We start from the raw sequence: 13,506 nt of genomic DNA on the forward strand, positions 1-13,506 counted from the left end.
ATCTTTCCATTGCGTGCCAATGTAACGGAAGCCGATGCACGAAGCATGCCAAACCAAACGGATCGCGGAGGATATGGCTAAGAAAGACGGGGCCATCGAGGTCGAAGGACGAGTAGTCGAGCCGCTGCCCAATGCGATGTTCCGCATTGAGCTCGAGAATGGCCACAAGGTCCTCGCCCACATCAGCGGAAAGATGCGTCAGCACTACATTCGCATCCTCCCGGAAGATCGCGTTGTCGTGGAGCTCTCGCCCTACGATTTGTCGCGCGGACGCATCGTTTACCGCTACAAGTAACGAACTTCCCGGACCTGACCTGGGTCAGGGAGAAGTATGTCTGCCGCGGTTCATCGCGGCGGGCTGCGACAAAACAGGAGATCAGAAGACGTGAAGGTTCAGCCGAGCGTCAAGAAGATCTGCGAGAAGTGCAAAGTGATTCGCCGTAACGGTCGAGTCATGGTGATCTGCGAGAACCTGCGTCACAAGCAGCGTCAGGGCTAGATCTAGCTTTTCGAAGATCTGCTTGGCAACAAGCAAAGAAGACCTCCCAGTACCAGCCATTGTTGACGAGACCCCACGCGATCGTTCACCGATCGCCAAGGTCGGACAATGGTTCACCCCCGGCACGGAGGCCGGGGCCCCACTGAGTTAGTTGATGAGATCATCTGCGCCTTCGGGCGTCGGTACTCGGCAAGAGGCACAGGGGAAGGGCTGGGAGCAGACCTCCGCACACCGATAAGGAAATGCCACCATGGCACGTCTCTCTGGTGTTGATCTTCCTCGCGAAAAGCGTATGGAGATCGCACTGACATACATCTACGGCATCGGCCGTACCCGCTCCAAGGAAATCCTTGACGCCACCGGCGTCAGCCCGGATCTCCGGAGCAAGGACCTCTCGGACGAGGACCTGGCAAAGCTCCGCGAGTACATCGAGGAGTCGCTCAAGGTCGAGGGTGACCTTCGCCGCGAGGTTCAGGCCGACATCCGTCGCAAGATCGAGATCGGCTGCTACCAGGGCCTGCGCCACCGTCGTGGTCTGCCCGTGCGTGGTCAGCGCACCAAGACCAACGCCCGTACCCGTAAGGGTCCGAAGCGCACCATTGCCGGCAAGAAGAAGGCGAAGTAATGCCCCCGAAGTCACGTAGCACCGGTCCGAAGAAGACCCAGAAGACGCGTCGCAGGGATAAGAAGAACATCCCGCACGGCGCCGCTCACATCAAGAGCACCTTCAACAACACCATCGTGTCCATCACGGACCCCGCCGGAAATGTTATTTCCTGGGCGTCTTCGGGACACGTCGGCTTCAAGGGTTCGCGTAAGTCGACTCCCTTCGCCGCTCAGCTTGCTGCTGAGAGCGCTGCCCGTAAGGCGCAGGAGCACGGTGTCAAGAAGGTTGACGTCTTCGTCAAGGGACCGGGATCCGGTCGCGAGACCGCAATCCGTTCCCTCCAGGCTGCTGGCCTCGAGGTCGGCACCATTTCCGATGTAACCCCCCAGCCGCACAACGGCTGCCGTCCGCCCAAGCGGCGTCGGGTATAGCGGGAAGGATAGGTAGAAGAAAATGGCACGTTATACCGGACCCATCACCCGCAAGTCGCGTCGTCTGCGCGTCGACCTCGTTGGAGGCGACCAGGCATTCGAGCGTCGCCCGTACCCGCCCGGACAGCACGGCCGCGCGCGTATCAAGGAGAGCGAGTACCTGCTCCAGCTGCAGGAGAAGCAGAAGGCTCGCTTCACCTACGGCGTCATGGAGAAGCAGTTCCGCCTGTACTACAAGGAGGCGAACAACCGCCCCGGCAAGACCGGCGAGAACCTGCTTCGCATCCTCGAGTCGCGTCTCGACAACGTCGTGTACCGCGCAGGCCTCGCTCGCACGCGCCGTCAGGCACGTCAGCTGGTCACGCACGGTCACCTTCTCGTGAACAACAAGAAGGTCGACATCCCGAGCTACCGCGTCTCGCAGTACGACATCATCGATGTCAAGGAGAAGTCGCTCTCCACGCTTCCGTTCCAGGTTGCGCGTGAGACCGTCGGCGATCGCCCGGTTCCCGGGTGGCTGCAGGTTGTCGGCTCGCGTCTGCGGATCCTGGTTCACCAGCTTCCCGAGCGCGCGCAGATCGACATCGCTCTGCAGGAACAGCTCATCGTCGAGTACTACTCGAAGTAAGGCGCTTCGCACCCCGTGAGTGGTTGAGGAGTCTCCGGACTCCTCAACCACTCACAGGGCCGCAGGCCCTTTCCCATCGTGGGCGTCAAATAGTGGACGTCCGTACAGGAGGAAATACCAATGCTCATTTCTCAGCGACCCACGCTGACCGAAGAGGTCATCGCTGATAACCGCTCGAAGTTCGTCATCGAGCCCCTGGAGCCAGGTTTCGGGTACACGCTCGGCAATTCGCTGCGCCGCACGCTGCTCTCGTCGATCCCCGGCGCTGCTGTCACCAGCATCCGTATCGACGGCGTTCTCCACGAGTTCACCACCGTCCCGGGAGTGAAGGAAGATGTCACCGACATCATCCTGAACCTCAAGGGCCTCGTCGTGAACTCCGAAGAGGACGAGCCGGTCACCATGTACGTCCGCAAGCAGGGCCCCGGCGCTGTTACTGCAGGCGACATCGTGCCCCCGGCAGGCGTCACCGTGAACAACCCTGATCTGCACATCGCCACCCTGAACGACAAGGGAAAGCTGGAGATCGAGCTCGTTGTCGAGCGCGGTCGTGGCTACGTCCCCGCCGTCCAGAACAAGGCGTCCGGCGCAGAGATCGGCCGTATCCCGGTCGACTCGATCTACTCGCCGGTGCTCAAGGTCACCTACAAGGTGGAGGCCACTCGCGTCGAACAGCGCACCGACTTCGATCGGCTCGTTCTCGACGTGGAAACGAAGAACTCCATCACCGCACGGGACGCGCTCGCTTCGGCGGGCAAGACCCTGGTTGAGCTCTTCGGCCTGGCCCGTGAGCTGAACGTCGAAGCAGAAGGAATCGAGATCGGACCCTCGCCCGCCGAGGCCGATCACATCGCTTCCTTCGGACTCCCCATCGAGGATCTGGACCTCACGGTCCGCTCCTACAACTGCCTCAAGCGCGAAGGTGTTCACACCGTCGGTGAGCTTGTCGGCCGTACCGAGTCCGATCTGCTCGACATCCGCAACTTCGGACAGAAGTCCATCGACGAGGTCAAGGTCAAGCTGCATTCGCTCGGCCTGTCCCTCAAGGACAGCCCCGCATCCTTCGATCCCACCACCGTTGCCGGCTACGACGCCGCCACCGGAACGTGGAGTGACACTGATGCCGGTTCCTTCGGCGATGCCGAAGGTACCGAGGACTACGCCGAGACCGAACAGCTGTAGCAGCTCAGGTCCTTTACTAGGAGATCATCATGCCCAAGCCCAAGAAGGGTGCCCGCTTCGGCGGGTCGGCTTCCCACCAGAAGGCGATTTTCGCCAATCTGGCTACCGCGCTCTTCGAGCACGGTCGCATCACCACCACCGAGTCCAAGGCCAAGGCACTGCGCCCCTACGCCGAGAAGCTCGTCACGCACGCGAAGGCCGGCACGCTGGCTCACCGTCGTGAGGTGCTGAAGGTCATCCGCAACAAGGATGTCGTTCACACCCTGTTCGCCGAGATCGGCCCGTTCTACGCGGACCGTAACGGTGGATACACCCGCATCATCAAGACGATCCCCCGCAAGGGCGACAACGCTCCGATGGCAATCATCGAGCTCGTCAAGGAAAAGACCGTCACCTCCGAGGCTGACCGCGCTCGTCGCGTCAAGTCCTCGCAGGAAGCTCCCGCCGCAGAGAACGTCGTCGAGGCCGTAGAGGCCGACGCGACCGAGGCTGAGGTCGAGAACGCTGACGCAGTCGTCGAGGCCATCGAGGACGAGACCGCAACTGCGGCCGACGCTCCCGAGGCCGAAGAGGCCAAGAAGGACTAGTCCCCCTTGGTTTCGGCACACGCTGAATCGAACGAGCCCGCCGCCCCCATCGGGGACGGCGGGCTCGTTCGATTGCGGCTGGACATCTCCTACGACGGCACCGACTTCTCGGGCTGGGCCCGTCAAACCGATCTGCGCACCGTGTGCGGCGAGATCGAAGACAAGTTGGGAACCGTACTACGGCAACCGGTTCAGCTGACTGTTGCCGGTCGCACGGACGCCGGCGTTCACGCCACGGGGCAGGTAGCGCACGTCGACGTCCCGAGCGAGTTGCTCCCCGACGATCCGTCGCGACTCGTGCGCAGACTTGCACTCTTCCTGCCCAAGGACGTTCGGGTCAAACAGATCTCGGTGGTTCCGGGTGACTTCGATGCGCGCTTCTCGGCGATGCGACGCTACTACGAGTACCGGGTGACCAACGCGGCATTCGGAGTGGAACCCCTACGCGCGCGCGATACGGTGTCGTACCCCAAACCACTTGATCTCACAGCGATGCAAGAAGCGTCGAATCGGCTTCTGGGCCTGCACAACTTCGCGGCATTCTGCAAGCGTCGAGAAGGCGCTACGACGGTGCGGGAGCTGCAACGCTTCGACTGGGCGCAGGAGGGCACGTTGTTCACGGCGTACGTGAATGCCGATGCGTTCTGCTGGTCGATGGTCCGGAGTCTTGTCGGGGCAGTCCTCTCGGTCGGTGAGGGACGCCGCACCGCCGACTGGGTGGCAGGTTTGCTCGACGAAACGTCGCGGTCGAGTTCGATCCTCGTTGCGCCGGCGCACGGACTTTCGTTGGTTCGCGTGGACTACCCCGGCTACTCGGAACTGGCTGCCCGCAACGCGATTACCCGTGAAACCCGCGAGATTCCGTCTTCGGGCGGGTGCTGCGGCGACTGACCGCCTTGATAGAAAATGCCCTCCCACTCTGCGTGGGAGGGCATTTCATGTCGACGATTATCCCGCCAATTGGCGCGCGATGACCAGACGCTGAATCTGATTGGTGCCCTCGAAGATCTGCGTGATCTTGGCCTCGCGCATGTAGCGCTCGACGGGGAAGTCCTGGGTGTAGCCATACCCACCGAATACTTGAACGGCGTCGGTGGTGACCTTCATTGCTGCGTCGGTGGCAACGAGCTTGGCGACGCTGGCGTTGCGCGAATACGGAACTCCGGCGTCGCGGCGGCGGGCTGCATCGAGGTAAGTGGCTCGCGCGGAGTCAACTGCGGCCGCCATGTCCGCGAGGACGAATCCGAGGCCCTGGTGATCGATGATCCGCTTGCCGAATGCCTTGCGCTCCTTCGCGTAAGCGACCGCGTCGTCGAGTGCGCCCTGAGCGATTCCGACGGCAACAGCAGCGATTCCGAGCCGGCCGGAGTCGAGCGCGCTGAAGGCGATCGGCAATCCCTGGCCGCGCTGACCGATCAACCGCTCGTCAGGGACGAAGGCGTCGTCGTAATTCGCGGATGCAGTGGGGACCGCGCGCAGTCCCATCTTCTCCTCGGGCTTGCCGAAGCTGAGGCCTTCGGTGTCCTTGTCCACCAGGAGGCAGGAGATGCCGCGAGAGCCGTCGTCACTGGTGCGGGCGAAGAGGTTGTAGAAGTCTGCCTTGCCGCCGTTGGTGATCCAGGCCTTCGAGCCGTTGATGCGGTAGCCACCGTCGGTGGCCGTCGCCTTGCACGACAATGCGGCGGCGTCGGATCCGGCCTGCGCTTCGGAAAGGCTGTATGCGCCGATGGTGTTGCCGCCCAGCATGTCCGGCAGCCAGCGGGCCTTCTGTTCGTCGGTGCCGAAGGTGAACAGTGGGAAGCACGAGAGGCTGTGTACGCTCACCGCCACTGCAACCGCTGCCCAGCGCGAGGCGATTTCTTCGAGGACTTGGAGGTACACCTCGTACGGCTGATCGCCGCCACCGAATTCCTCGGGATACGGAAGGCTCAGCAGGCCTGCCTGTCCGAGTGCGGGGAATACGCCTTCGGGATACTTCTCGGCCTTCTCGTATTCGTTGACCTTGGGCGCGAGTACCTTGTCCGCGACATCACGCGTCAGTTCGATGAGATCGCGAGCTTCTTGGCTGGGCATCAGGCGTTCGACGGGCACGGTCGGCTCCTAGCTAGGTAGTAGTACTGAGAACGATACTGCAGTACTGTCTTGCGTATGGCAAGGCTGGTTCACAAGACGACTGCGCGCAGGGCAGAGTTGTTCGATCAATTGGTCGAACTGTTCTTGAGCGAGGGTTTCGCCCACCTCACGCTCGACGAGATCTCAGCTCGTCTGCACTGCTCCAAGAGCACCTTGTACACCGTGGCGGCCGGCAAAGAGGATCTGGTGCGGGCTGTGACGGTGCACTTCTTCCGTGCGGCGACCGATGCGGTGGAGAGTGCCGTCGCTGCCGAAGCGGCACCGACTCGTCGAGTCGCGGTGTATCTCGAAGCAGTCGGTGATCAACTGACCGCGGCGTCCCGTCAATTCATGGAAGACCTGGCTGAATCGGTGTCGGCGAGTCAGGTTTACGAGAAGAACACGTCGATCGCCGCGGATCGTGTGCGAGCGCTCATCGTCGAGGGAGTGGATTCGGGCGCATTCCGGCGGGTACACGCGTCATTTGTCGCTGATGCGGCCGCAGCGACAATGGTTCGGATCCAGCAACGCGCGGTCTATCGGGCAACTGGTTTGGACGATGCCAGCGCGTATCGGGAACTGGCCGCACTCATCACGGACGGGATCACTGCGTGACGAGTCGCTAGCATCGACGTTCATGGCACCTTTGAAGGTCGAAGTCATCGTAGGTTCGGTCCGCGAGGGGCGAATAGGACGAGCAGTGGCGGATTGGTTTGTCGAGCGCGCAACCGCGAACCCGTCGTGGAACGTATCGGTGATCGACCTCAGAGAGCTGTCGTTGCCCCAGGATTTCTCGGATTCACCTGCCACGGAGGTTTTCCGCCAGCGAATCGGACGAGCCGACGCTGTTGTTGCTGTGACCTCCGAATACAACCACGGGTACCCGGCTGCCCTCAAGACCGCATTCGATTCCGTGAAACACGAGTGGCGTGCCAAGCCGATCGGATTCGTGTCCTACGGCGGGATTTCAGGTGGTGTTCGGGCCGTCGAACAACTGAGGCAGGTAGTGGCGGAGCTGCACATGGTCTCGGTGCGTCAAAGCGTGACCATTCACCGGGTACGCAAGCAATTCGGACACGAGCCGTACGGCGTCGATTCGATCGCGATCGATGCGAGCGAGAAGATGATTCGTGAATTGCATTGGTGGGGGAGCGGATTGCGGATGCAGCGTGCGAGTGATCCCTATCCTGGCTGATCTTGGACATACGCGATCACGCCATCTGGTGAGCGTCGCCGGCTCGAGGACGGCCGATGAACGAGGTCTCGGAAGCAATGGTTACCAGAGTCAGTTCGACGCGCGTGCGGCCGGTTTCGACTGTGATCTTGTCACCGAGTGCGAATGGCTGGACTATCGAGATTTCAGGGTCGATCCGAGGCCATTGGCGTGGATGTCCGTACACGTAGATCGCGGTCACGCCGGCACGCGGCGGTAACCCCTCGACTCCGTCGAACACGACAGTGTTGAAAGCGCCCTCGAGCCCACCACCCTGCCCGGACACGCGGAGTCGGTCAGGCACTCCCATGGAGTCGGTGAGCGCGGTCCATGCTTCCGGTCGATCGGTGTGGATGAGTACCAGTGCGCCGGTCGCGATGGCTCGAAAGATCAATTGCTGAGCCAGATAGAGTTCGCCGGCGACAAAAACGGTGTTGACGCCCGGCCCCGAAATTCTGGCCGCGACACCGTGCCCGTTTCGGTCCGAGCCGATGAGCTGGCCGCACCCGGCAAGAGGTAGAGCGAGTGAGTCGAGTGTGCCCCCGTCCATGCGAATATGCGGCGTGATGCGGTCCAGCGCGGCCAATGCGGTTGGCAGGTTGGTCAGCAATCCGTCGCGCTGGCGCCCACGTAGCGAGACCAAACCGGCCAGCGGTGCGTTCTCAGGTGGATTGCGCGTGGTGAAGCGACATGTCGCACTGACCTTCGCCTCTCCGCGTTCGCCCGTGGGGCGCAACCGAATTGTCACGGACGTCCCGACCGTTGCCACTGCCCATACTCGGGTCAGGGTCGAGGTGGTGATGAAACGGGGTTCGATTCCGTATCCGACGTTGGACACACCAGGCAAGGGGGTACTTCGTCACGTTTCGGTGACCTCGTGGCTGGCGACTCCTCTTGCGACCTGGGCAGTGGACGACGCGATCTCCGGTGCGGTCAGAATCCGCGCCTTGCATCCCGCTGAATCGAGCACCCGGATGACACGATTGGCGGCAACAGCGATCGCGCGGCCCGCGCCCTGTTCGCCCCCGCCTCGGCGTTCGACTGCTGCACGACCCTCCAAAGCGTCGAAACGTAGTGCAAGCCAAACACTTCTGGTGGCGGTGGCTGGTAGTGGCCCGATGAGACGTTCGTAGACTTCGGTGGCCGGCGTTCCTGATGCGGCGCGGTATCCATGACTGACAATGTCGATGCCGGTGAGTGAGATGTCGTGCTGATACAGACAATTGACCAGGGCTGCTGTGGGCAGAAGGTGGGAAGCGTCGAATGAATGACGCCCGATCCTGGTCAGGTAGTCGCGTGGGGGAGCGATCTCGACGACAGCGACGAGTGAAGATCCGTCCACTCGGAGCCCGATCGACTGTTCGGAGGGAGTGTGAAAACTGACGATCGTGCTGACGTCGACGTCCTTGCGGCGCAAATAGCGAAAGTACTTGACAATCCAGGACATTACCGACCAACCGCCCACATGGAGGAGCATTGATCCGGCAACCACACAACCGATTGCCAGCGCCCAGAGCCAATCCAGCCCACTGGCCATCGCGATTCCGCCTGCGCTGATTCCGAGAATCTGTGCCGAGACGAATTCGTGCGTCGAAATCCTGTGTGACGACGGCCAATGCTTCAACCGCGATCGGTCCACGGTTCCTCCCCGATACCTGACCTGCGAACTACCCGAAAATTTCCGCCCCAGCCAAACTGTACTGTGTCTTCGCAAGGGGATGTAAGGCACGGGGGGAATGATGGCTGCAACACCTACCACGCGCTGGCAGGTCAATGGGTACCGATTCTTGGTCAGGCGGATGGAACATGCGCTGGTCAGACGAGACGTGCGGATGCTTCACGATCCGATGCGGTCACAGTCCCGCGCCTTCACCGTCGGAATAGTCCTCGCTGCACTGGGATTGGCGGGTTGCGCGGTACTTGCTCTGTTTCGGCCACAGGACAAGATCGGCGATGCAGAAATCGTTGTTGCAAAGGAATCTGGCGCAATGTTCGTCGCCATGGAGGGTACTTTTCGCCCGGTGCTGAACTTGGCCTCCGCCCGACTGATTCTGGGTTCGCCAGGAAAACCGGCAATTGTCAAGGCGTCTGAGGTCGAGGCGAAACCGAGGGGCGCGCTCGTCGGCATTCCCGGCGCACCGTCCGCGCTGCCGGAATCAGCCGACCCGAGCAACGCCTTGTGGACGGTATGCGATTCCGTCGGATCCGACGGGAGGAAATCGTTGACGACTTCGGTCCTGGTCGGCTCGTCCAATGTCGGTAAAAACACGACATATCTGACGAGGGACCGTGCATTCCTGGTGAAGTCGGGTTCCGATCACTTTCTCGTATACGACGGGAAGCGAGCGGAAATCGATGTGGACAATCCGGCGATCATGCGGGCTTTGGGGCTGGAAGGAGCACAGGCGCGACCGATCAGTGCCGGATTTCTCAATTCGATCCCCGAAGTTCCGCGCATCGAGGCTCCGCGAATCCGCGAACTGGGATCAGCGCCCCGGTTCCCGCTGCAGAACAAGACTGTCGGCTCCGTCGTTCAGGTTTCGGTGGGCGCGGACCTGCAGTACTACGTGGTGCTCGAGAACGGTATCCAGAAGGTCGGTGCGGCGCTCGCCCAACTGATCTACTTCTCGGATTCGCAGGGCGCCACCGGGATCGCGAGCGTCACCCCTGATGCCATCAGTCGTATTCCCTCGGTAAGGGAGCTGGCCGTCGACTCTTTGCCGCAGGTGGTTCCGGAGATCGTCGATGATCATGGCGCACCGGTCGGCTGTCTGGAATGGGCTCCCTCACGTGCAGTCGACGGCGGCGAAAGTAGTTCTGCAACATTGAAACTCGTCGCAGGATTGCAGGTTCCGATCCCGGAGGGTGGCAAGTTGGTGGCCTTGGCGCAGGCGGACGGATCGGGCGACAATCTCGACAGCGTCCACGTCGAACAGGGCTTCGGTGGGTTTGTTCAAGCGACCGGAATCGAGACGAACAGCACCAGGCACGACGGAGTGTTCTACGTAGCGGATACCGGTGTGAAATACGGAGTACCGGACGAAACCTCCGCTCGCGCGCTCGGATTGACGCGAACGCCTGATCGCGCGCCTTGGCAGATACTCGATCTACTTGCATCAGGTCCGGCGCTCGAGAAGAGCAATGCACTGATAGCTCACGACGGAGTCGCCCCCGATGCAACGCCGGCCGCTCCAGTGAACTGAACACCGTTGACGGTTCAGAGATCGACGTCCCGTCGTTCGGGAAGTCTCCGACGAATTACTCGACGAATGGGCATCGACGCCAACAGCGTCAGTAGGGCTAGGGTGCCGACCGTTCCGGCTCCGACGAGTGCCGCGTCGCGAGATCGGTTGTCGGGGGCCGGCGGCGTGGGTAGGGGATCGATCGTTACCGACTGATGATTGACCTTGACGCGTTCCCCCGGTGCCAATTCGCCCGTTACCGCGGCGAGTGGATCGATGACGCCGTGACCGACGTAGGGATTCCAACCCTGCGCCGGAGCGTGGGCGGTGGCTTCGATACGTTGCATGACCTGAAGTGCAGTCAGTTCCGGGTGAACCGACCGGACCAGCGCGGCGGTTGCCGCGACATAGGGCGCAGCGAAACTGGTCCCGTTGAACGACTGTACGGCGCCGTCGGAGCCGTAGACTCCGTTGGTCAGACCAGGCGACGTCGGGTGAAGTGAGATGATTCCGGTGCCGGGCGCCGCAACGTCGACCCATGGACCGCCGAGGCTGAAGGAGCTGGCGGTGCCATTGGGGTCGACCGACCCGACGGTGAGGACATAGTCGTCGTACCAGGCAGGACTGGCAATCGTCGTAACCGAGTTCCATGGATCGGCTTGTGGATCGAGGGGATCCGGCGGTGGATTCTGGTTCTTGCAACCTCCGGATCCGACGTTCCCTGCAGCAGCGACGACTACGGCGTTCTTCGCGATCGTGGCGTATTCGATTGCAGCGCCCAGTCGTTGGTCGTTGATCCCGTCCCCGGCAGGCTTGCAAGCGACCTCGGAGATGTTGATAACGCTTGCACCCAAGTCAGCAGCGTGACGTACGGCCAGTGCCATGGTGTCGACGTTTCCGTAGCCAGACGAATTCTCGGCTACGGCAGGGTCTTCGCGTTGGCCGGCCACCGAGAAAGCGGCACTGGACTGCCTGATCGAGATGATCTGTGCGTCCGGCGCAGCTCCGGAAAATCCGGAACCGTCGACCTGCTCGGCGGCGATGAGACCGGCGACGACTGTTCCGTGTGAGTCACAATCGTCGGTGCCGTCGGAGGTCCCGACATAGTCACCGCCGCCTTCGAGGGCCGGTAGCCGCGGATGTCTGCTGACGCCGGTGTCGATGACAGCAATTCGCTGCCCCGCCCCTCGGGTGATCGACCACACCGAATCGAATCCGAGATCCTGTTGAGAACGTGGAATATCCGCGCCGTCACCACCCGCTACGGCGGGGACGCACAGGGTTCGTTGTTCGGTGGGTTGGGGAGGCGCGGGTGGACCGTCCTCCGGCAGCATTGCAGGATCGATGGGGGAAGGAACCGCACTCGATGCGCCACCCGCCCCGGCGAGGACTGTTAAGACAACGATCACGAGTGCGGCACAGATGTTCGTCGCGCGTCGAATCACCATCGAGATCCGATCGCTCAGAGACCGCGCATGAGCGCGAAGAGCCCACTGACCCAGCAGATCAGCGGAACGATTGCTGCAATCGCAGCGAGGTCCAACAGTTCGGCCGCGCGTCGCATCACGGGGCTGAATGTGTTCTGGGGGGCGAGGATTCCCAGAATCAGTGACAGGAGGAGAACAGTCATCGTGATGGCGAAGACGACCAATGCATGGTCGCGATGGGTCCATGCCATGCCGCCCAGGAGAGCGAGAACCACCGAGATGCCTGCCGAGATGAGTGGGACCGCCTGATGTGCGCCCGCGTAGGTGCGCCCGCGAAACATCAGCACGACGGCCGTCGCGAATGCGAGAGCAAGGTTCGGCCAGACGATTCCCTGACCGGGCCAGGACCACGCGAGCGCGACTGCGGCAGTGAGCGCGACCACTGACGTGGCCACGATCAGTCCGGTCAGGTAGCTACGAGCCCGCCCTGCCCTTTCAGTCAACTCGGTCAGCCCGGGCAGTTCGGGCTCGGGCAGTCCGTCGCGATCGTCGTCGAGGGGATTACTCGGCGTCGGAACCGGGGGAAGCGGTAATCGCGCGAACAGCATCGACAGTCGAGCGGTGAACGTGAGAACGATCAATGCTGCGGCAATCACCGCGCTGCTGACGGTTGCGGTGCGCGCCTCGGGAAGCGTCGTCGCGACGGCGAAGGTGCCCACCGCAGCAAGGAGGACGACGAGAAGTGCGGTGAAGACGGCTAATCCGGCACCGCACAAGCGGAGGCAGATCAGAGTCACCGCGGCTGCGAATGCCGAACCGAGAAGGAGATGAGCAGAAAGAACAGTGCCGGGTACGCAGAGGGCGCCGGAGACGAACGCCAGTGGCACCGCTGTGCATCCGAGCGTGATGGAGCTTGCAGTGTCTCCGTACACCCGCGCTGCCACGACGGCGGCGACGGTGAGCACCAAAGACGTCACTCCACCGCAGACAGCGCCGATCAGACCTGTATCGCCGAGGACCAGGGCGAGGGCCGCGACGAGCGCAGCGACGAGGGCGGCGGACGAGCCGACAATGCGCGCGGTGATCGGAGTCCAGCGTCGGTAGATGTCTGCATCCGTCGCCGCGACGGTGTACATGATGTCGTCGAAGAGTGGGGGCGGGGCAGCGGTGTCCGCGGCCGCGAGTACGAGCAATTCCCCATCGCGGATTCCATGCTCGTGCAGCGACAGCGTCGGTGCCAGCGGTGCCCTGCCGACTTTCGACAGAGTCCAGTCGACGGGCTCGAATTGTTCGGCGCTGTGGTCGAACTCGTTGAAATTGCTGTGGTTGACAATTGTGTCCACAATGCCCGGAATGACCACCGCGAGTGGAACACGAAGCGGCACCGCAAGATCCACCTGCGAATGGGCTGAAAGTACCGTCAACCTGCACAGTTCGGCAGAATGGGTCGCGCGTCGTCCGTTTGCGGTGTGCGCAGCGCTGGTTTCAGTGGTGCTGGTCAAGATCTGTCCCCTCCCATGACGCGATTCCCCTGTCACGTCACCCCAGTTCACCCGAACAATACGACATGAACTGTGCGCCTGTGTCGGCGACAGCGCAGACAACAGGTGGCACCGACCCGAGTGTCGGTGTTGTGAT

Annotated in this window: 16 protein-coding genes; 11 read left to right on the top strand and 5 right to left on the bottom strand. The window is 62.1% G+C overall.

Annotation, left to right across the window (positions count from 1 at the left end; translation table 11 throughout):
• The first annotated feature begins 73 nt into the window (after positions 1-73).
• From infA to truA, 8 genes are all read left to right on the top strand, one after another.
• On the top strand, positions 74-295 hold the full coding sequence (gene infA, locus GJB56_RS02315; protein ID WP_003418601.1) for a translation initiation factor IF-1: 222 nt from the start codon (positions 74-76) through the stop codon (positions 293-295).
• Between the two features lie 90 nt (positions 296-385).
• Positions 386-499, top strand: coding sequence for a 50S ribosomal protein L36 (gene rpmJ / locus GJB56_RS02320; protein WP_003938068.1), 114 nt, complete (start codon positions 386-388; stop codon positions 497-499).
• Positions 500-749: 250 nt separating this feature from the next.
• Positions 750-1,124, top strand: coding sequence for a 30S ribosomal protein S13 (rpsM, locus tag GJB56_RS02325; RefSeq protein WP_003940834.1), 375 nt, complete (start codon positions 750-752; stop codon positions 1,122-1,124).
• Entirely contained in the window at positions 1,124-1,537 is a 414-nt protein-coding gene (gene rpsK, locus GJB56_RS02330) for a 30S ribosomal protein S11 (RefSeq protein ID WP_003940683.1), read from the top strand. Before rpsM ends, rpsK begins: the two co-directional genes overlap by 1 nt.
• A 22-nt stretch (positions 1,538-1,559) precedes the next feature.
• Complete coding sequence (gene rpsD / locus GJB56_RS02335; RefSeq protein WP_003940769.1) at positions 1,560-2,165, top strand: 30S ribosomal protein S4; 606 nt, start codon at positions 1,560-1,562, stop codon at positions 2,163-2,165.
• Between the two features lie 120 nt (positions 2,166-2,285).
• Positions 2,286-3,347, top strand: coding sequence for a DNA-directed RNA polymerase subunit alpha (locus tag GJB56_RS02340; protein ID WP_003941016.1), 1,062 nt, complete (start codon positions 2,286-2,288; stop codon positions 3,345-3,347).
• A 29-nt stretch (positions 3,348-3,376) separates the two neighbouring features.
• Positions 3,377-3,934 (top strand): 50S ribosomal protein L17, encoded by a 558-nt coding sequence (gene rplQ, locus GJB56_RS02345; protein ID WP_020906897.1) that lies wholly within the window; start codon positions 3,377-3,379, stop codon positions 3,932-3,934.
• A 6-nt stretch (positions 3,935-3,940) separates the two neighbouring features.
• Positions 3,941-4,825, top strand: a complete 885-nt coding sequence (gene truA, locus GJB56_RS02350) for a tRNA pseudouridine(38-40) synthase TruA (protein WP_113683085.1) — start codon at positions 3,941-3,943, stop codon at positions 4,823-4,825.
• Between the two features lie 57 nt (positions 4,826-4,882).
• On the opposite strand, the gene GJB56_RS02355 is transcribed toward truA, so the two are convergent.
• Entirely contained in the window at positions 4,883-6,025 is a 1,143-nt protein-coding gene (locus tag GJB56_RS02355) for an acyl-CoA dehydrogenase family protein (protein ID WP_020906899.1), read from the bottom strand.
• A 57-nt stretch (positions 6,026-6,082) separates the two neighbouring features.
• On the opposite strand from GJB56_RS02355, the gene GJB56_RS02360 reads away from it, so the two are divergent.
• Both GJB56_RS02360 and GJB56_RS02365 read left to right on the top strand, forming a co-directional pair.
• Positions 6,083-6,661 (top strand): TetR/AcrR family transcriptional regulator, encoded by a 579-nt coding sequence (locus tag GJB56_RS02360; RefSeq protein ID WP_021343562.1) that lies wholly within the window; start codon positions 6,083-6,085, stop codon positions 6,659-6,661.
• Positions 6,662-6,683: 22 nt separating this feature from the next.
• Positions 6,684-7,241, top strand: a complete 558-nt coding sequence (locus GJB56_RS02365) for an NADPH-dependent FMN reductase (RefSeq protein ID WP_020906901.1) — start codon at positions 6,684-6,686, stop codon at positions 7,239-7,241.
• Between the two features lie 16 nt (positions 7,242-7,257).
• Here GJB56_RS02365 and GJB56_RS31585 read toward each other — a convergent pair whose 3' ends face one another.
• Positions 7,258-8,097 carry a hypothetical protein gene (locus GJB56_RS31585; protein WP_230091117.1) on the bottom strand — a complete coding sequence of 280 codons (840 nt, stop codon included), beginning with the start codon at positions 8,095-8,097 and terminating at the stop codon, positions 7,258-7,260.
• A 21-nt stretch (positions 8,098-8,118) separates the two neighbouring features.
• Positions 8,119-8,898 carry a type VII secretion protein EccE gene (gene eccE, locus GJB56_RS31590; RefSeq protein WP_230091118.1) on the bottom strand — a complete coding sequence of 260 codons (780 nt, stop codon included), beginning with the start codon at positions 8,896-8,898 and terminating at the stop codon, positions 8,119-8,121.
• Positions 8,899-8,995: 97 nt separating this feature from the next.
• Between eccE and eccB the strand changes: the two genes are divergently transcribed.
• Positions 8,996-10,462 (top strand): type VII secretion protein EccB, encoded by a 1,467-nt coding sequence (gene eccB, locus GJB56_RS02375; protein ID WP_092763845.1) that lies wholly within the window; start codon positions 8,996-8,998, stop codon positions 10,460-10,462.
• Between the two features lie 14 nt (positions 10,463-10,476).
• Here the strand turns inward: eccB and mycP are convergent, their stop codons facing one another.
• Both mycP and eccD read right to left on the bottom strand, forming a co-directional pair.
• Positions 10,477-11,889, bottom strand: coding sequence for a type VII secretion-associated serine protease mycosin (gene mycP / locus GJB56_RS02380; protein ID WP_020906904.1), 1,413 nt, complete (start codon positions 11,887-11,889; stop codon positions 10,477-10,479).
• A 14-nt stretch (positions 11,890-11,903) separates the two neighbouring features.
• Entirely contained in the window at positions 11,904-13,370 is a 1,467-nt protein-coding gene (gene eccD, locus GJB56_RS02385) for a type VII secretion integral membrane protein EccD (RefSeq protein WP_030535145.1), read from the bottom strand.
• Positions 13,371-13,506: the final 136 nt, after the last annotated feature.

It is taken from the genome of Rhodococcus sp. AQ5-07 (assembly GCF_009707305.1).
Taxonomy (GTDB): Bacteria; Actinomycetota; Actinomycetes; order Mycobacteriales; family Mycobacteriaceae; genus Rhodococcus_F; species Rhodococcus_F erythropolis.

What these genes read in the sequence shown, in the direction of transcription:
- infA (WP_003418601.1), top strand. Translation starts at nt 74, where the DNA reads ATGGCTAAGAAAGACGGGGCCATCGAGGTCGAAGGACGAGTAGTCGAG.
- rpsM (WP_003940834.1), top strand. Translation starts at nt 750, where the DNA reads ATGGCACGTCTCTCTGGTGTTGATCTTCCTCGCGAAAAGCGTATGGAG.
- rpsK (WP_003940683.1), top strand. Translation starts at nt 1,124, where the DNA reads ATGCCCCCGAAGTCACGTAGCACCGGTCCGAAGAAGACCCAGAAGACG.
- rpsD (WP_003940769.1), top strand. Translation starts at nt 1,560, where the DNA reads ATGGCACGTTATACCGGACCCATCACCCGCAAGTCGCGTCGTCTGCGC.
- GJB56_RS02340 (WP_003941016.1), top strand. Translation starts at nt 2,286, where the DNA reads ATGCTCATTTCTCAGCGACCCACGCTGACCGAAGAGGTCATCGCTGAT.
- rplQ (WP_020906897.1), top strand. Translation starts at nt 3,377, where the DNA reads ATGCCCAAGCCCAAGAAGGGTGCCCGCTTCGGCGGGTCGGCTTCCCAC.
- GJB56_RS02360 (WP_021343562.1), top strand. Translation starts at nt 6,083, where the DNA reads ATGGCAAGGCTGGTTCACAAGACGACTGCGCGCAGGGCAGAGTTGTTC.
- GJB56_RS02365 (WP_020906901.1), top strand. Translation starts at nt 6,684, where the DNA reads ATGGCACCTTTGAAGGTCGAAGTCATCGTAGGTTCGGTCCGCGAGGGG.
- eccB (WP_092763845.1), top strand. Translation starts at nt 8,996, where the DNA reads ATGATGGCTGCAACACCTACCACGCGCTGGCAGGTCAATGGGTACCGA.
- mycP (WP_020906904.1), bottom strand. Translation starts at nt 11,889, where the DNA reads ATGGTGATTCGACGCGCGACGAACATCTGTGCCGCACTCGTGATCGTT.